This window comes from Pseudopontixanthobacter vadosimaris, assembly GCF_012979275.1.
Taxonomy (GTDB): Bacteria; Pseudomonadota; Alphaproteobacteria; order Sphingomonadales; family Sphingomonadaceae; genus Pseudopontixanthobacter; species Pseudopontixanthobacter vadosimaris.
Genome location: NZ_JABASZ010000036.1, coordinates 38,379 through 56,347, shown reverse-complemented (window position 1 = coordinate 56,347; position 17,969 = coordinate 38,379). Strand labels below are relative to the sequence as shown.

Annotated in this window: 15 protein-coding genes and 1 riboswitch; of the genes, 9 read left to right on the top strand and 6 right to left on the bottom strand. The window is 64.7% G+C overall.

Annotated elements, in window-relative coordinates; translation table 11 throughout:
- Positions 1–15: 15 nt before the first annotated feature.
- The gene (gene uvrA / locus HG250_RS08230; RefSeq protein WP_170004566.1) at positions 16–2,955 is read right to left on the bottom strand and encodes an excinuclease ABC subunit UvrA; all 2,940 of its coding nucleotides are present in this window, start codon (positions 2,953–2,955) and stop codon (positions 16–18) included.
- A gap of 489 nt (positions 2,956–3,444) precedes the next feature.
- On the opposite strand from uvrA, the gene HG250_RS08225 reads away from it, so the two are divergent.
- From HG250_RS08225 to HG250_RS08210, 4 genes are all read left to right on the top strand, one after another.
- The gene (locus HG250_RS08225) at positions 3,445–4,245 is read left to right on the top strand and encodes a lysozyme (RefSeq protein WP_240957009.1); all 801 of its coding nucleotides are present in this window, start codon (positions 3,445–3,447) and stop codon (positions 4,243–4,245) included.
- An 84-nt stretch (positions 4,246–4,329) separates the two neighbouring features.
- Positions 4,330–4,902 (top strand): RNA 2',3'-cyclic phosphodiesterase, encoded by a 573-nt coding sequence (gene thpR / locus HG250_RS08220; protein ID WP_170004564.1) that lies wholly within the window; start codon positions 4,330–4,332, stop codon positions 4,900–4,902.
- A gap of 121 nt (positions 4,903–5,023) precedes the next feature.
- A complete protein-coding gene (locus tag HG250_RS08215; protein ID WP_240957008.1) occupies positions 5,024–5,731 on the top strand; it encodes a hypothetical protein in 708 nt (235 codons plus the stop codon).
- Between the two features lie 236 nt (positions 5,732–5,967).
- Positions 5,968–8,154, top strand: a complete 2,187-nt coding sequence (locus tag HG250_RS08210) for a M3 family metallopeptidase (RefSeq protein WP_240957007.1) — start codon at positions 5,968–5,970, stop codon at positions 8,152–8,154.
- 19 nt (positions 8,155–8,173) lie between these two features.
- Here the strand turns inward: HG250_RS08210 and HG250_RS08205 are convergent, their stop codons facing one another.
- Genes HG250_RS08205 through HG250_RS08185 form a run of 5 tightly spaced genes read right to left on the bottom strand, consistent with a single transcriptional unit; the run spans position 8,174 to position 13,017 of the window.
- On the bottom strand, positions 8,174–8,473 hold the full coding sequence (locus tag HG250_RS08205; protein WP_170004560.1) for a GCN5-related N-acetyltransferase: 300 nt from the start codon (positions 8,471–8,473) through the stop codon (positions 8,174–8,176).
- Positions 8,470–9,231 carry an ABC transporter ATP-binding protein gene (locus HG250_RS08200; RefSeq protein ID WP_170004558.1) on the bottom strand — a complete coding sequence of 254 codons (762 nt, stop codon included), beginning with the start codon at positions 9,229–9,231 and terminating at the stop codon, positions 8,470–8,472. The genes HG250_RS08205 and HG250_RS08200 overlap by 4 nt, the downstream gene beginning before the upstream one ends.
- Complete coding sequence (locus HG250_RS08195) at positions 9,228–10,223, bottom strand: FecCD family ABC transporter permease (RefSeq protein WP_170004787.1); 996 nt, start codon at positions 10,221–10,223, stop codon at positions 9,228–9,230. Before HG250_RS08195 ends, HG250_RS08200 begins: the two co-directional genes overlap by 4 nt.
- Positions 10,223–11,113, bottom strand: a complete 891-nt coding sequence (locus tag HG250_RS08190; RefSeq protein WP_338103886.1) for an ABC transporter substrate-binding protein — start codon at positions 11,111–11,113, stop codon at positions 10,223–10,225. Before HG250_RS08190 ends, HG250_RS08195 begins: the two co-directional genes overlap by 1 nt.
- A complete protein-coding gene (locus HG250_RS08185) occupies positions 11,110–13,017 on the bottom strand; it encodes a TonB-dependent receptor plug domain-containing protein (RefSeq protein ID WP_170004556.1) in 1,908 nt (635 codons plus the stop codon). Before HG250_RS08185 ends, HG250_RS08190 begins: the two co-directional genes overlap by 4 nt.
- Positions 13,018–13,112: 95 nt before the next feature.
- Positions 13,113–13,329, bottom strand: a riboswitch (cobalamin riboswitch).
- Positions 13,330–13,588: 259 nt separating this feature from the next.
- Here HG250_RS08185 and HG250_RS08180 point away from each other — a divergent pair.
- The 5 genes from HG250_RS08180 (at position 13,589) to sucD (ending at position 17,911) form a co-directional block, all read left to right on the top strand.
- On the top strand, positions 13,589–14,728 hold the full coding sequence (locus HG250_RS08180) for a cell wall hydrolase (RefSeq protein ID WP_338103885.1): 1,140 nt from the start codon (positions 13,589–13,591) through the stop codon (positions 14,726–14,728).
- A gap of 162 nt (positions 14,729–14,890) precedes the next feature.
- Positions 14,891–15,223, top strand: coding sequence for a hypothetical protein (locus HG250_RS08175; RefSeq protein ID WP_170004554.1), 333 nt, complete (start codon positions 14,891–14,893; stop codon positions 15,221–15,223).
- Positions 15,224–15,556: 333 nt separating this feature from the next.
- A complete protein-coding gene (gene mdh / locus HG250_RS08170; protein ID WP_170004552.1) occupies positions 15,557–16,546 on the top strand; it encodes a malate dehydrogenase in 990 nt (329 codons plus the stop codon).
- A complete protein-coding gene (locus HG250_RS08165; protein WP_170004550.1) occupies positions 16,539–17,024 on the top strand; it encodes a hypothetical protein in 486 nt (161 codons plus the stop codon). The genes mdh and HG250_RS08165 overlap by 8 nt, the downstream gene beginning before the upstream one ends.
- A complete protein-coding gene (gene sucD / locus HG250_RS08160; RefSeq protein WP_170004548.1) occupies positions 17,021–17,911 on the top strand; it encodes a succinate--CoA ligase subunit alpha in 891 nt (296 codons plus the stop codon). Before HG250_RS08165 ends, sucD begins: the two co-directional genes overlap by 4 nt.
- Positions 17,912–17,969: the final 58 nt, after the last annotated feature.

Sequence of the window (17,969 nt, the reverse complement as noted above, 5' to 3'; positions counted from 1 at the left end):
ACGTCACTTCTCCACTTAGTATTGCCCCACCCTCTCCAACATCGGCGCAAGATAGTGCCCCGTGTAGCTGCGCGGCTCCTTGGCCACTTCCTCCGGGGTGCCTTCGGCCACGATCTCGCCGCCGCGGACGCCGCCTCCGGGGCCGAGGTCGAGGATCCAGTCGGCGACCTTGATCACGTCGAGATTATGTTCGATCACCACCACGGAATTGCCCTGGTCCACCAGCCGTTGGAGAACCTCCAGCAGTTTCCGCACATCCTCAAAATGCAGGCCCGTGGTCGGCTCGTCCAGAATATACAGCGTCTGCCCGGTGCTGCGGCGGGCGAGTTCCTTCGCCAGTTTCACGCGCTGCGCCTCGCCCCCTGACAGCGTCGTCGCCTGCTGGCCCACCTTGACATAGCCCAGCCCCACCTCGTTCAGCATGTGCATCCTCTCGCGGATGGGGGGGACGGCCTTGAAGAATTCCTCCGCATCCTCGATCGTCAAGTCGAGCACGTCGGCGATGCTCATGCCCTTGAAGCGGACCTCCAGCGTCTCGCGATTATAGCGTTTGCCGCCGCATTGTTCGCAGGTGACATAGACGTCGGGCAGGAAGTGCATCTCAATCTTGATCAGCCCGTCGCCCTGGCACGCCTCGCACCGGCCGCCCTTCACGTTGAAGCTGAACCGCCCCGGCTTGTACCCGCGCGCCTGGCTTTCCGGCAGGCCCGCGAACCAGTCGCGGATATTGGTGAAGGCGCCGGTATAGGTCGCCGGATTCGAACGCGGGGTGCGGCCGATGGGCGACTGGTCGATCTCGATCACCTTGTCGCAATTTTCGAGGCCGGTGATCCTGTCATGCGCTCCGGCGATCACGCGCGCTCCGTTCAGCGCCCGCGCCGCGCCTGCGTGCAGCGTGTCGATGGTGAAGCTGGACTTGCCGCTGCCCGACACGCCGGTGATGCAGGTAAAGGTGCCGAGCGGGATCGATGCGGTGACGTTCTGCAGATTGTTGGCGCGGGCGTTGTGGACGGTGACCTTCTTGCCATTGCCCTTGCGACGCTGTTTCGGGACGGCAATCTCGCGCGTGCCGTTCAGATATTGCGCGGTGAGCGACTTCTTCGATTTCAGCACCTGTTTCAGCGTGCCTTCGGCGACGATCTCGCCGCCATGCACGCCCGCGCCGGGGCCGAGGTCGACCACGTAATCGGCGGTGCGGATCGCGTCCTCGTCATGTTCCACCACGATGACGGTATTGCCGAGGTCGCGCAGGCGCTTCAGCGTTTCGAGCAGGCGGTCGTTGTCGCGCTGGTGCAGGCCGATGCTGGGTTCGTCGAGGACGTAGAGGACGCCCGACAGGCCGCTGCCGATCTGGCTCGCGAGGCGGATGCGCTGGCTCTCGCCCCCCGACAGCGTGCCGCTGGTGCGGTTGAGGTTGAGGTAGTCCAGCCCGACATTGTCGAGGAAGCCGAGCCGTTCGTTGATCTCCTTCAATATGGCGCGGGCGATCTGCTGCTGCTGATTGGTGAGCCTGGGTTCGAGGGTGAGGAACCATTCCTTCGCATCGGCGACGGACATGCGGGTGGGGCCGGCGATATCCTCGCCCGCAACCTTCACCGCCAGCGCCTCGGGCTTAAGGCGGGCGCCGTGGCAGGTTTCGCACGGCTGGGCGGTCTGGTATTTGCCGAGCTCCTCGCGCATCCAGGCGCTTTCGGTCTGGAGCATGCGGCGGTTGAGATTGCCGATGACGCCCTCGAACGCCTTGTTCACCGTATATTGCTTGCGCCCGTCCTTGAAGGTGAGCGGCACGGCCTTGCCCTTCGTGCCGTGCAGGATGGTGTCGCGCTGCTCCTGCGTCAGGTCCTGCCAGGGGGTGGTGAGGTCGAAATCATAGGCGGCGGCGAGGCTGGAGAGCACCTGCATGTAATAGGGCGACGGCGGGTTCGACTTGGCCCAGGGCACCACCGCGCCCTTCTTCAGGGTGAGCGCCTCGTTCGGCACGACCAGCTGCGGGTCGAACAGCATCTTCTCGCCCAGCCCGTCGCAAGTGGGGCAGGCCCCCTGCGGTGCGTTGAAGGAGAACAGGCGCGGTTCGATCTCCTCGATGGTGAAGCCCGACACCGGGCAGGCGAAGCGTTCGGAGAAAACGATGCGATTGGCGGGCAGGCCAGCACCCTTCATGGCGCCCTTCATCTGTCCGCCGTCAGCACCTGCGCCATCCGCCTCGCGCCCCGGCACGACCCCGTCGGCGAGGTCGGCATAGGCGAGGCCGTCCGCCAGCTTCAACGCGGTTTCGAAACTGTCGGCCAGGCGGGTCTGGATGCTTGTATCGTCCTTGGCCTTAACCGCCAGCCGGTCGACCACGACCTCGATGTCGTGCTTGAACTTCTTGTCGAGCGCGGGCGCTTCCTCGATCGGGTACATTTCGCCGTCGATGCGAACGCGGGTGAAGCCCGCCTTCTGCCATTCGGCCAGTTCGCGGCGATATTCGCCCTTGCGCCCGCGCACCACGGGGGCAAGCAGGTACAGCCGCGTACCTTCGGGCAGTTCCATCACCCGGTCGACCATAGTGGAGACGGTCTGCGCCTCGATCGGTTCGCCGGTCACGGGCGAATAGGGCACGCCCACTCGCGCCCACAACAGGCGCATGTAATCGTAGATCTCGGTGACGGTCGCCACGGTGGAGCGCGGATTGCGCGAGGTGGTCTTCTGTTCGATGCTGATGGCGGGGCTGAGGCCGTCGATATGTTCGACATCCGGCTTCTGCATCATTTCAAGGAACTGGCGGGCATAGGCCGACAGGCTCTCGACATAGCGGCGCTGCCCTTCGGCATAGATCGTGTCGAAGGCGAGGCTGGATTTGCCCGACCCGGAAAGCCCGGTGATGACGATCAGCGAATCCCGCGGCAGATCGATATCCACGCCCTTGAGGTTATGTTCGCGCGCACCGCGCACGGAAATCTTGGTTAAGGCCATGAAGCGCGTGTTCCGCAAATGTTCGATTGGGTCAAGAGCGCCGGATGCGCTCCGCGCGATGTGGGCGCTGGCCGGCGCTTTACAACCGGGCGCGCCACAAGCGGTGGCTGGCGGTGTTTCGCATCAAGTCAGGTACACATGGCTGAAGGCACCGCCAAAGATTAACCGCAGGTAACTGAAATCTCCTGCTAATTTCACTTGCATTCATGGCGCGCGCGTTCGTCCCTGATATGCAACGGCTGGTCCCGCGCGCTCTTACAAATGTGCAAAGGTGCCCGATTTCAGGGTCAGCGAAACCGCGAATCGGTCCTGTGACAGGACCAATTCCGGACCTATTTCCATACCCGCCCGTTGATTGGGCAGAGGGGCGAAACAGGCCCGGTCGCATGAACCAGTGCGACGAAACCGGGAGATCGGCCGGCAGACACACCGCGATTTCACGAGAACAAGCTATTACGGGGTAGAGCCATCAGTACTTTGAACATCAACATGCCGGAAATGCGAACTGCGCCGGGGATTTCCACCCCGACCGGCCTCGACCGCGCCATGGCGCTCACCGTCAAACTGCGCCTGCGGGCGCGTGAAGCCGGCCGTGACGGCGGGCGCAAGACGGGCGGGCACACTCATCCATCCGGCAGCGGCACGGGCCGCCCGGCGGGCAAGCTGCGCAACATCGGTCGCCGCAGGACGGCCGTGATGGCCTTGTCGGCAGGCGCGATGGGCCTGGCCGCCTTCACCACCCAGCCGAACGAGAACCAGAAGCAGACGGCCCATGCCTCGCCCTTCATGCAGGATCTGCGTCAGAACGCTGCCTCCATGACGACCAGCGAAAGTTTCAAGGAGGCCCTGGTGCAGGAAGAAGGCGTGCGCCTGACTGTCTATCGCGACGTCGCGGGCTATCCCACCGTCGGCGTCGGTCATCTGGTCACGCCGGCGGACAATCTCTCCGTCGGTCAGCGGATCAGCTACGATCAGGTCATTCAATTCCTCGAAGCCGATCTTGCCAAGGCGGAAGCAGCCGTGGCGCGTCTGGTCGGCGGGCTTGCCTTGCATCAGCACGAATTCGATGCGCTGGTCGATCTCGTCTACAACGTGGGCGAAGGCAATGTCAGCGAAGCCGAAAGTCCGCGCCTGAATGCCGCGATACAGGCCGGCGATTATGTCGGCATCGCCAGGGAACTCGATTACACGCATGCCGGTGGTCAGGTGGCAGGCGGACTGGTGAACCGCAGCGAACGCCGCATGGCCATCTTCATGGACGCCAATTACGAAGACCCCCGGCTCGCATGATCGTGCGCCCCTCTCACGGCGTGCAATGTTTCGGAACATCCGCCTTCAGATTGCGTGATTGACCCCGACCCAGGGACCGCAGAAATGCACAGGATCTTCGTCGGCATCCGCCTTCCGCAGCCGGTCCGCGACCTGCTGATCGACACGATGGACGGTGTCGAGGCGGCGAGATGGCAGGATGAGGACCAGTTGCATCTCACCCTGCGATTTATCGGAGAATGCGAGACGCCGCAGGCTAACGATCTTGCCGACGCGCTCGCCACGGTGACAATGCCACCGTTCGACTTGCAGATTTCAGGGACCGGGTTCTTCACGCGCAAGGGGGCAGTCCGTGCCCTGTGGGCAGGGCTTGCGCCTTCACCCGAATTGCGCCGGTTACAGCACAAGGTGGAACGCGTGTGCCAATCGGTGGGCCTGCCTGCCGAGACGCGCAAATTCACGCCACATGTCACGCTGGCCCGGCTAAACAGCATGAGCGGCGATGCGACGGCATGGCTTGCGAGATGGGGCGATTTGCGGAGCGATGCCTTCACCGTCGACGCGGTGGTCCTGTTCGAAAGTCATTTGCGGCGCAGCGGATCGCTCTATCGCGCCGTGGCCGAAATCGCGCTGGCCGAAACAAGCTGCGGCCAGCCCCATCTCGCCGGGCCGGAATGATGCAGGCCAGGCGCAACCCACCGCTTTTTCGCGCGTTGTCATAGCAGCGCCCCGGCTTATCTACCCTTGATCGCCACACCACTGCCGTTCGGCCGTATTCACGAAATGCCCCAAGGATACCATGAGAACCCGCCTGCAGCCCCTCCGTCTCTATCCGCCGCTTCGGCGGAGTGCTGCCGCCACGCGGATGTTGTCTTTACTCTCTGCCGGCCTGCTTGCCGCATGCGGACAGGCGCCACCGCCGGCTGCGCCCGACGCTTCGGCAGCTGTCAGTGACGCGGTACTCGCGGCGGCGGCGCAGGAGCCTGCCGAAGATTGCCTGCTCCTGGTGTGGGAACGGCAAAGCGCCAGCGGCGCCGCTCCCGACGTGGATTTCGACCGCGAGAACGACCGGGCCGAAGGCGGCGCGATTTCCTGTGCGACCGGAACATCGCCGAGCCAGTTCGAAGCGGCGCTCGATACCATTCGCGGCGCCGCAAGGCGCGGCGACAAGGCCGCGATCCTGAGCGAAGTCGGCATTCCCGTCCTCCACATCGATGCCGAAGGCAATCGCCGCGAGTTGACCGCGCAGGAAGATGTCGATGCCGCATTCGAGGAAGTGTTCGACGCGGGCATTCTCGACATGATGAAGAATGTCGATCTGGCGGATATGGCGGTGGTGGAAGGCAAAGGCGGTTATTTCGAACTGGGCTCGCTCTGGCTGGTGGTGCCCGAACCTGGCGAACGGCCCAAGATCGTCACCGTCAACCGGCAGGCGCTGGGCGAAGCGGCCAGCGCGGCGAGCCAGCAAGCCGATGCCGGTGCAGGGCGCGAGCTGCCTGCGCGCTGAACCGTCCGCGATCTTTCCCGCTAGCGCCTGGCAACGGTTAACAGTTACAACAGAAACCGATTGGCCTTTTCAGCATAGATCGGGCAATCGGGATGGGCGCGACTTCAGCGAGCATACATGCACATGCCGCCAAGGTCCTGCTCTGTAACGAAAATGACGATCTGGACGGAGACGATATGAAAGCTCAATATTTGGCCGCAGCCGCGATCGGCGCGCTGCTTGGAGGATGCACCACGATGAACGACATGGACATGGCCTCTGCCCGAACGAGTGAAACCCTGCCCGGAACCGAAGCCGGACCTTTCCTGAATGCCGACATCCCCACAGGCACCGGCTATTTCGCCGCCGACAGCACGCTGCCGTTCCTGGCGCCCGATTTCAACCAGATCCGGCCTGCCGATTTCCGCCCGGCTTTCGAACAGGCGATGCGCATCCATGCTGCCGAGGTCGCGGCAATCGCGAACAATCCCGCGCCCGCAACTTTTGCCAACACCATCGTGCCGCTGGAAACCTCGGGCCGGATGCTGAACCGCGTCGCTTCCGTGTTCTACGCGCTGACCGGTGCGAACACGAACGACACGCTCGATGCGATCGATGCCGAAATCAGCCCGAAGCTGTCCGCGCATTCCGATGCGATCCAGCTGAACCCCCAGCTTTTCCGGCGAGTGAAGGCGGTTTACGACAATCGCGCCGCGATGGCGATGGTGCCTGAAGATGCCAAGCTGCTGGAGGAAACATACGAGCAGATGGTCCATGCCGGCGCGATGCTGACCGAGGCGCAGAAGGCGGAAGTCAAGCAGATCAATTCGCGGCTCTCGACGCTGACGACCGAATTTTCGCAATTGCTGACCAAGGCGACGAACGAGAACGCGCTCGTCGTCGACGATGCCTCGCTGCTCGCCGGCCTGTCGCCTGCCACCATCGAAGCCGCTTCCAAGGCGGCCGCCGAACGCGGACTGCCGGGCCAGTATGTCATCGCCCTGCAGAACACCACGCAGCAGCCGCTTCTGCCGGAGATGGAGAACCGCGCCGCGCGCGAGGCCCTGTTCATGGCCAGCATCAACCGCGCCAATCGCGGCGACGCCAATGATACCCGCGCCATGGTGGCGGAAATCGCCGCCTTGCGGGCGCGCAAGGCAGCCCTGTTCGGCCAGCCCGACTGGGCGAGCTATGTCATGTACGATCGCATGGCGAAAACACCGAAGACCGCGATCGACTTCATGGAAGCGATGGTGCCCGCCCTCGCCGCCACCCAGCGGCGCGAGGCAGAGGTGCTGAACGCGGCCATCCGCGCCGAGGGTGGCAATTTCAAGGTGCAGCCCTGGGACTGGGATCGCTATGCCGAAAAGGTCCGCAAGGCGCGCTACGACCTCGATGAAAGCGCGGTGAAGCCGTATTTCGAGGTCGAGAACGTGCTGGAAAACGGCGTTTTCTACGCGGCCAACCAGCTTTACGGGTTGAATTTTGAACAGCGTACCGACCTGCCGGTCTACCATCCCGACGTCACCACCTACACCGTGTTCGACCGCGACGGTTCGGAACTGGGCCTGTTCTATTTCGATCCCTATCAGCGCGACAGCAAGCGCGGCGGGGCGTGGATGTCGAATTTCGTCGACCAGTCCAGGCTCTACGGCACCAAGCCTGTCATCTACAACGTGCTGAACATCCCCAAGGCGCCCGAAGGTGAACCGCAGCTGGTCAGCTTCGACAATGTGCAGACAATGTTCCACGAATTCGGCCATGCCCTGCACGGCTTCTTCGCGGACCAGACCTATGCCTCGCTTTCCGGCACCGCCACGGCGCGCGACTTCGTCGAATATCCGAGCCAGGTGAACGAGATGTGGGCGACGGACCCGAAGGTGCTGGCGAATTACGCCACGCATTATCAGACGGGTGAAACCATCCCGGCCGAACTGATCACCAAGATCGAGGAAGCCGCGCTGTTCAACCAGGGCTATGCGCTGGGTGAGACGATGGAAGCGGCGCTGCTCGACATGAAGTGGCATTCGCTCAGTGCGGCCGAGGCGGCTGCCATCGACACGCCCGAGGAAGTGAGCGCCTTCGAAGCGCGTTCGCTGGGCGAACTCGGTCTCGAAACGGAACTGGTGCCGCCACGTTACCGCAGCCCCTATTTCCGCCACATCTTCAGCAGCCCGGAAGGGTATTCCGCTGGCTATTATTCCTATCTGTGGACGGAAATGCTAGACCGCGACAGCCGCCAGTGGTTCCGTAATCACGGCGGGTTGACCCGCGCGAACGGCGATCATTTCCGGGAGACCGTGCTCAGCCGCGGCGGGACGATGGATTATTTCCGGATGTTCGAGAACTTCGCCGGTCGTCAGCCCGATGTGCAGCCGATGCTGGAAGCGCGCGGCCTGGTCGGCAACGATCCGAAGCCGAACCTCGCCGACGAAACCGGCTGAGGCTGATTTGCGAACCGGGTCAGCGGGGCAAAGATTTGCCCCGCCAGGCCAGCGAGCGGCGGTTGAGAGCGGCGAGGTCCTCCTCCCCTCTCGCCGCCGCTTCGCCAAGGCCGACAGCTTTCTCCAGTTGCTCATCGCTCGTGTTGCGATAGGCCGGTGGGCGAATGGCATCGCGCCATGCCATGCCCACGGCATTGTCGAGCAGGATGCGCTGGAAGCAATGGTCGAGGTGGATGGGCCAGCCCCGCTCCCGTGCCATGCCCGGCAGTTCTTCGCGTGTGAGCGCGAACCAGCGCGCCTCCAGATCTTCGCGCGTCATCGGGCCGGTCCGGTGGACAGGGCGAAGCGGCCCTGGCTCCCCAGCCATTCGCATTCCACGCCCCAGACCCGGCGGATGATTGCAGGGGCAAGCGCCGCCGCGCCCGGCCCGTCCGCAGCGATGCGCCCTTCGTCCAGCACCACGATCCGGTCGGCATGGTTCATGGCGAGCGCGAGATCGTGCAGGACCAGCACGACCCCTGCCCCGCCCTTCGCCGCCTGCCTCAGATGGCAGACGAGATTGTCCTGATGCGCGATATCCAGAGCCGCCAGCGGTTCATCCGCCAATATCCATTCCGGGGTTCCCGCCAGCACCCGCGCCAGCAGCGCGCGGGCGCGTTCACCGCCCGATAGCTGCGAGACGGGGCGCGCGGCGAATGGCAGCAGATCGAGCGCCTTCATCACATCCTGCACGATGCGGTGATCGGCATCGCGATGCGGCATCCGCCCGAGCATGACCAGATTGCGGACCGCGACGTCCCAGGCGATTTCCGCCGCCTGCGGCAGATAGCCCAATTGCCGCGCCCGTTGCAGCGCAGGAATTTCCGCCAGCGCCCTGCCCCCCAGCAGCACGGCCCCGCTCTGGAGCGGAACCAGCCCTGCCAAGGCTTCGAGCAAGGTCGACTTGCCCGCGCCGTTCGGGCCGCAGATCGCGGTGACGGTGCCCGTTTTGATATTTAGCGAAACATCGTTCAGCACGCCCCGCCCGCCCCGCGCGACGCAAAGGCCGGATGCCTCCAGAACCGCTGGCACGCTCATGCCATCCGCCTTCGCATCCGCAGCAGCAGCCACAGGAAGAAAGGTGCGCCGATCAGGCTGAGCGCGATGCCGAGGCGCAATTCCGTCACCAGCGGCAGGATGCGGCAGACGCTGTCCGCCACCAGCACCAGCAGTGCCCCGGCAAGCGCGCTCGGCATGATCAGGCTGGACGGCCTCTGGTCGGTCAGCGGGCGAACCAGATGCGGAACGATCAGCCCGACGAAGCCGACGATCCCCGCCACCGCCACTCCGCTGCCGACGGTCAGGCCGACGCCGGCGATCAGCAGCGCCTGCAGTCGCTGCGGGTTCATGCCCATGGACCGCGCTGCGGCTTCGCCCAGGATCAGCGCATCGAGTCCCGTTCCCGCCAGGCGCAGGCAGGCGATGCCCGCAGCGGTCAACGGCAGGGCGATCCACAGATCGCTCCAGCTGCGGTCGGTCAGCGCGCCCATCAGCCAGCTGACGATTTCCGACATGGCAAAGGCGTTGGGCGCAAGGCTGATGGCAAGGCTGGTCAGCGCACCGGCAAGGCTGGCGATCATCATGCCTGCCAGCGTGAACAGGGCAATACCGCCCGTTCGCCCGGCGATGAGCGACAGCAGCGCCATCGCGCCGCCCGCCCCGATCAGGGCGAAGATCGGCACTAGCAGGCCGGTGGAGGCGAAAGGCAGGGCCGCGCCGAACCACAGGCAGATGACGGCACCCAAAGCCGCGCCCGGCGCGATGCCGAACAGGCCCGGATCCGCAAGCGGATTGCGAAGATAGCCCTGCATCGCAGCTCCCGCCGCTCCCAACCCGCCGCCGATCACCAGCGCCAGCAACCCGCGCGGCAGGCGCAGCTGGGCAAGGATCACGGCCGCGTTCGGCGTGGTTGCAGGGTCGATCCACACCCGCCCCGCCAGCAGCGACACTGGCAGAGCCAGCGCAATCAGCAGGGCAAGCAGCAGATTGGGCCGAAAATCCGGCCGAGCATCTAACCGGTGCAGCAGCATCACGCGCCATCCCCGCTTCTGGCGTGCATATCCGACCTGACCGCCTTCAGCCGCTCGGCCGCACGGATGATGGTGGGTCCGCCGCAATAAAGCAGCGCCGGATCGAAGTCGGCGCGCTGCATTCGGGGCAGTTTCGCCAGCACCGGATGCCGCTGCATCCGTTCCTGCCCCGCCACCAGCACCAGATCGGGCGGGTCGGCAAGCAGGCGTTCCAGTGGCAGGTAATCGGCCTGCCCCATTCCCTGCTCGGCGCTGTAGCTTGAAAAACCAGTACGCCGCATCAATTCGCTGACCAGCGCGTTCTCACCCGCAACGATGCCGCCCGGCTGCCACAATATCGTGCGAACCGGCGGCTGTGCGGTGACCGGTTCGGCAGCGGCCATGGCGCTTTCGATGCGGCGGGCAAGCCTCTCCCCCCTCCCGGCATGGCCCGCCAGTGCAGCGATGCGGCGCACCTGCGCCGCGCTTTCCGCAACGCTGCGCGCGATGCCGAATGTCTCCACGCGGATTCCCAGGTCGTTCAGCGCCGCACGGGTGGCGGGCGGCAGGAAATCGCCCGCCACGACCAGGTCGGGATCGAGCGCCAGAACCTCCTCCACCGTTCCTCCCGTGGCCGCGAAACGCCGGGCCTGCGACACATTCATCGACGAGGCCCGGGGATCATGGCTGTAGTGCGAAAGTGCCAGCAACTGTCCCGGTGCTGCCACTTCCGCGAGGATCGCGTCCGTGCAGGGGTTGAGGCTGACGATGGTGGGCCGGGACCGGAGAGGTTCCGCCGCCTGCGCGCTACCGTTTGAAGACGCAGCCGCCGCCGAGGCCGCGCCGGGCGGCGCACAGGCGGCACTCTGAACCGCCAGCACGGCGAGGAGCAAGGCGGCGGCGCGCCTCACATCCGCAGCCGCGCACCGACATAGGCAGCGCGGCCCTGCGTGGCGTAGCCTGCTACCTCGACATAGTCCGCGTCGGTCACATTCTCGATCCGGCCGAAAAGCTCGAAACGGTCGCCGAAGGGCAGGCTGGCGCGAATATCGGCCAGCGCATAGCCGTCGATCGGGACGAGATTGCCGGCATCGTCGAAACTGTCGCCGACCAGCCGGATATCTCCGCCCAGCACCACACCGAAAGGTGTCTGCCAGTCGGCGCTGGCGGTCAGCGCGTGGGCTGGCCGGCGGGCCAGTTGGTTGCCCGATGCGCTGCCATCCGCAGTGCGGTTTTCCGTGTCGATGTAGGAATAGACGAGGCCGAAGCGGGTGTTTGCATCCGGCGCCACGCTGCCTTCCACCTCCACGCCCTGCGCCCGTGCCCGGCCGATATTGTCATAGGTGCCGAAGGGGCGACCGGTGCAGATCGGCGAGGGCGAACCGAAGCAGGAGACGAAATCGATCAGATTGTCGCTGTCGCGGCGAAAGGCGGTGACTGCGGCGAAAAACGCATCGTCGCGTGCGCCATATTCCAGTCCGGCATCATAGGATTTGCTGCGTTCGGGCTGCAAGGCATCATTGCCGAAATCGGACAGCAGCTGGAACAGGGTGGGCACCTTGAACCCCTCGCCATAGGATGCGCGGATGCGAAGGTCGGGCGCAAGGGCATAGGCGGCATTGGCACCGAGGCTCCATTCCCCGCCGAAACGGGAGTGATCGTCGTAGCGCACGCCGCCGGCAAGGGTCAGGCGCGATCCATAGTGACCGAACAATGCATGGACGCTACGCAGTTCGGCGGAGCCATCGGTGGCGGCGAAACCGTCATCGGCACGAAAATCGGTCCATTCGTAATCGCCGCCGAAATCCAGGGCGAACGTTCCGGGCAGGCGCACACGGCCGAAGATTTCCGCCCGGACCGACTGCCCGTCGGTTGCATAATAAGGCTCCGGCCCCACGCCTTCATCGACGAGATCGCGGCTGATGTCGGCCAGCGCGATGCCGCCTCGCACAGTCAGATCATCGCCGGTGTAATCCGCGCCAAAGCGACTCGAGATTTCACGCTGGTCCTGCCGTTCCAGCGTGTCGGCAAAGGTGAAAGCGGGGGCGGGAAATCCGTCGATCTCCAGCTCGGAATCGGCGAAGCGTCCGGCGGCGTTCAGCGACAGGCCGCCGCCGAGCGCGATGTCCGCGCGTGCGGTGGCATCATACTGGCGAAACCCGTCCGCCTCGGTTCCCGATGCCGCCGAGGAGAAGCCTTCTTCAGTGACATAGCCTCCGCCGAAGGCCGCCGAAAGCGCGCCGTTTTCGATGCCATAGGCCAGATTGCCGCTGAACCTGTCATCTCCGCCATATTCCGCATCGGCTTCCAGCCCGGCTGCACGGCGCGTCGTCAGGTTCATCACGCCGCCAAGCGCGTCGGAACCCCAGATGACCGAACTGGACCCTCGCAGTAATTCGATGCGCTCGATTGTTCCGCCCATCAATCCGCCGAAATCATAGCCGCCGCCGGGGCTGGAAACGTCGTTCACCCGCACCCCGTCGATCAGCACCAGCACCTGTTCAGCAGCCGACCCGCGCACCCGCACACCGGTGAAACCGCCGAGCCCGCCATTGCGCGTCAGGGTGACACCCGGCAGCCGCCGCAGGGCGCGCGACAGGTCCGGGCTCTGGATGGAATCCAGCACCTCCTCGTCCAGCACGGTGATCGCCTGGCCCGTCCGGTCGGCGGCGTCCGGCAGACCGGTGCCGATGACGATCAGTTCTTCTGCAGTCGATCCGCCGTGTTCGGCGCCAGTCGGCAAGTCCTGAGCCAAGGCAGGTGCGGCCACGGCAATAGCGGATGCGGAGAGGAGTATATACAGTGAGTTACGCATGACATTTCCCATAAATGGACGAACATATGTCGCCCACGACGGGAAGCAGGCATACGCCTGTTTCACATCTGCCTCCGATACACCCCGCCCGGTGGCTGGAACGACCGACAGGGGCAGGTCTCCTGGCTCCCGGATCGACACCTTGCGTTCCGCCTTCCCGGCCCGAACCTGCGTGCAGCAGGCAACGGGCCAGTGGCAATTGGAACGCAGGCTCCCCGGTCACAGTTGCGGGGGCAGCGCCGGTATTGCACCGGCTTCCCTCTTAGGCCCGCATCGAAACCGATACGGGCAACCCATGACGTGACGCGCCCCTAACCTGCTCCGCAGCGGGCGGCAACCCTGCTGCTGCAAGTCCGCCACCCACACTCGTTAACTCGATCTCCTTACCTGTCCTGCTATGGGGCAGCGCATGTTGCGGGATTCGCCTGGGGCCTATTCAGGCGATACGCGCCCGGTGCGCGAATTTTTCAGGAGACATCGACTGCCCCCATACGCCAACCCTTTCAGCGATGCGATGCTGCCTGATGATTTGCGGCCTGCGGACTTCCGCGCGCGCTTCCATCGCGGCGCCGTGGCTGGCGCTGGTTTGCGGCGGGCAGCGGCGCAGCGCAGGCGGCGGCTGATCGCACTTTCGGCAGCGATCGCGCTTCCCGCGCTGACCGCGCCCGGCGGTCTGGGCGTGGCAGGCGCATGGCCGTTATGGAAGGGCGAGAGCGCAGTGGCGGATGCAGCCGCTTCCCGTTCCGCCGAGACGCCGGAGGCAGGTTCTTCGGCTTCCGCTTTATACTATCTGGCCGGCAAAGCCTTGCCGACCTCCGGCTCCGGCCTGCTACCCGCAGGGAACCATATGGTTGCGCCGTCCGAAATTGCGACCAGCCGCATCGCCGGATCAGCACCGGAGTTTCGTATCGCAGGCAGCGGGATCGACAAGGCGCGGGCGCTGCAATGCCTGTCCATGGCGGTCTATTACGAAGCGGCGAGCGAAAGCGCCGATGGTCAGCGGGCCGTCGCCCAGGTGGTTCTCAATCGCGTGGCGCATCCCAGCTATCCCGCGAGTGTCTGCGGCGTCGTGTTCCAGGGTTCGGAACGGCAGACCGGATGCCAGTTCAGCTTCACCTGTGACGGCGCGCTGGCGCGGCGGCCTTCGCCTGCGACCTTCGCCCGTGCGCGGCAGGTGGCCCATGCTGCGCTGAGCGGCGAGACCTATGCTCCCGTCGGCCTCGCCACCCATTATCATACCATCTGGATCGCGCCCTACTGGGCGCCCAGCCTGCATGGAATCGGCACGATCGGCGCACATAAATTCTATCGCTGGCGCGGTGCGGCAGGGATGAAGAGCGCATTCTCGATGCGGTATCGCGGCGGCGAGCCCCTGCCGGCACCGCATCCCCGCAGCATGGCGCCCGAACCGGCAAGCGCGACGGACCCCATCCTGCTGGCGCGGGAATATGAGCGCATCTTTGCCGAGGCGAAGCGCAAGGCGCAGCAGGAAGCCTCCCGCGAGACGGAGCAGGCCAGTGCGGAACGCCGCGACATCATGCCGCGCGCCGCGACACCCTCGACCGGTCAGCAGCAGGTGACCCCGACCTCCCGCGCAGAGGTGGAGGCGATGGGAACGATACCGCCAGCGGATCGGTCGAATCTGCCAGCGTCAGGTCAGGTCAGGCCGGAATACCGCAACAGCGGCCGCTGGATAGCCCAGCCGGACTGACTCCCTTCTCATAATTAAGGGGGCTTCTCACAATTAAGGGGGCTTCTCATCGTTAAGCGGCTGGAAACCCTGGGTTGGAACAAAGCCTTAGCGGGTCGCGATTATCACTAGGACGAAGGGCGGCAGATGATCGCCGGCTGAAAAACAAGGGTTCTTGCCGTCATGACGGTTCACTTCGCCGCTGCACGCTCCGCCGCTGCCTGTTCCCCGGTCGCACGCGCACTCTCCCGGCGCGGACAGGCAAGATACGCGAATGACAATGGACCGGCATCCGACCTGGCGCGCCGCGAAGACGATCTGCGGCTGCAGCAATCCCTGCGCCACTTCGCGCTTCATGGGATGAATGCAGCCGATGCCGCTGTGCAGAGGGCGCGGGATGCTCTCGATGCCGGCAGCATGACGGATTACCGCCATTGGCTCGGGATTTGCGGCAAGCTCGACCGGCGGGCGGCAGCTAGGCTGGAAGCTTCGGCGTGTCCGGACCAGCAAGCATAGCAGCGCTGCACCGCTCCGGCACGGCTGCAGTTCTGGATGTTGCGAAGCTGTGATCCTGCCGGCCGCTCCTGCTGCAAGTCAGGCTGAGGGAACGAAGCCGCCAGCCAAACGTCATTCCGTTGAACAGAAATTGTCCTGATGCTAATGCGAAGCGTTTGCGAAGCGTTTTATGAAGATAGTCGGCAGGGTCGGGGCTTTGGTGTTGCATTCACAAGTTGCCGGGCCTAGTCCGGCGCGCAAGTTCATCGGGCACAGGCTCCGCCGCGGGACGTGGGGGCCGGTTGCCAAACCGCCGCAAATCCGATCCCGCCCGGGAAGGACCACACGAGACGCATGGCCAAAGATACAGCCAACAACCCCGTCCGCCGCAGAAAGATCGCGCTGATCGGCGCCGGGATGATCGGCGGCACGCTCGCCCATCTCGCCGCAATGAAGGAAATGGGCGATGTCGTCCTGTTCGACATTTCCGAAGGCATGCCGTCGGGCAAGGCGCTCGATCTGGCGCAGGCAGGGCCGGTCGAAGGCTATGACGCGAAGCTGAAGGGCACCAGCGACTATGCCGATATCGCGGATGCCGATGTCTGCATCGTTACCGCCGGCATTCCGCGCAAGCCGGGGATGAGCCGCGACGATCTGCTCGCCACCAACCTCAAGGTCATGAAGGCCGTCGGCGAAGGCATCAAGGCCAATGCGCCAAACGCTTTCGTCATCTGCATCACCAACCCGCTCGACGCGATGGTCTGGGCGCTCCGTGAATTCTCCGGCCTTCCGCATGAGAAGGTCGTCGGCATGGCCGGTGTGCTCGACAGCGCGCGCTTCCGCCACTTCCTGGCCGATGAATTCGACGTTTCGGTCGAGGATGTTACGGCGTTCGTTCTCGGCGGCCATGGCGATACCATGGTTCCCGTTCTGGAATATTCGACCGTTGCCGGCATCCCCGTTCCCGACCTCATCAAGATGGGCTGGTCGACGCAGGACAAGATGGACGCGATCGTCGACCGCACCCGCAAGGGCGGCGGCGAAATCGTCGGTCTGCTGGGCAATGGCAGCGCGTTCTACGCCCCCGCAACCAGCGCGATCATGATGGCGGAAAGCTATCTGAAGGATAAGCGCCGGGTCTTGCCCGCAGCCGCCAACCTGACCGGCCAGTACGGTGTCAACGATCTGTATGTCGGCGTGCCGGTGGTGATCGGCGCGAACGGCGTCGAAAAGATCGTCGAGATCGAGTTGAACGAGGAAGCGAAGAAGAACTTCGACGTGAGCGTTGACGCGGTGAGGGAACTTCTGGAAGCCTGCAAGGGCATCGACAGCAGCCTTGCGTAAGGCGTTCGCCCTTTTCGCCCCGGCGGTAATCCTCGCCGGGGCCTCTGCTGCATCGGCCGCCCTTCCCGCGGTCGGTGGCGGCAGCGCCGCAAGTGCCGTGCGGGATTGCGCCGCCGCCACTTCGCCGGAAACGGTCGATCCCGATGTGCTGATCCAGCGTGGCTGGAAAGCGGCGCAATATGAAAGGGATGGCGAGAAGGTCGAGGCCGAACTTGCAATTTTCGGCAAGGAGCGGGGCGCCCCCATCGTGATGCTTTCCAAGGACGCGGCGGTCTGCGTCGTGGTCGGCGGGCTCTCGTCGTCAGCGGCATTCGGCGAATTGCGGAGTTCCTTTGGCGAAGCCTTCACCAGCGCCGGCAGCAAGGGTGGTGATCTCAGATATATGGCAGGACGCGATTTCGTCCTGCTCAAACCGACAGGATCGAAGCAGGAACCTGCCTTCCGCGCGACTGTCGTCGAACTTGGAGAGAAGAAATGAGCATCCTCGTAGACAAGAATACCAAGGTAATCACGCAAGGGATGACCGGCGACACCGGCACATTCCACACGCAGCAGGCGCTGGATTATGGCACCAAGATGGTCGCAGGGGTAACGCCCGGCAAAGGCGGCACCACGCATATCGGCCTGCCGAATTTCAACACGGTGCGCGAGGCGAAGGCCGAAACCGGCGCGACCGCATCATGCATCTATGTGCCGCCGCCATTCGCCGCCGACGCCATCTGCGAGGCAATCGATGCCGAGATCGAACTGATCATCGCGATCACCGAAGGTATCCCGGTGCTCGACATGGTGCGGGTGAAGGCGGCGCTGGAAGGTAGCAAGTCGCGCCTGATCGGCCCCAACTGCCCCGGCGTGCTGACACCCGGCGAATGCAAGATCGGCATCATGCCCGGCTCCATCTTCAAGAAGGGCAGCGTCGGCGTGGTCTCGCGATCGGGCACGCTGACCTATGAAGCGGTGCACCAGACCACGCAGGTCGGACTCGGCCAGACCACGGCTGTGGGCATCGGCGGCGATCCGGTCAACGGCACCAATTTCATCGATGTGCTCGACCTGTTCCTCAGCGACGACGAGACGAAATCGATCATCATGATCGGCGAGATCGGCGGCAGCGCCGAAGAGGAAGCGGCAGCCTTCATCAAGGAACAGGCCGCGAAGGGCCGCCGCAAGCCCATGGTCGGTTTCATCGCCGGACGCACCGCGCCTCCGGGCCGCCGCATGGGCCATGCCGGGGCGATCGTCTCCGGCGGTCAGGGCGGCGCCGACGACAAGATCGCGGCGATGGAGGATGCGGGCATCCGCGTTTCGCCCAGCCCCAGCGAACTCGGCACCACGCTTGACGCGATGCTGAAGGAAAACGCCTGAGGCCGGGCCGGGCGGGCCAGTGCCGGTCCGCCCTGCCCTGCCGGGCGGCGACGTTTAC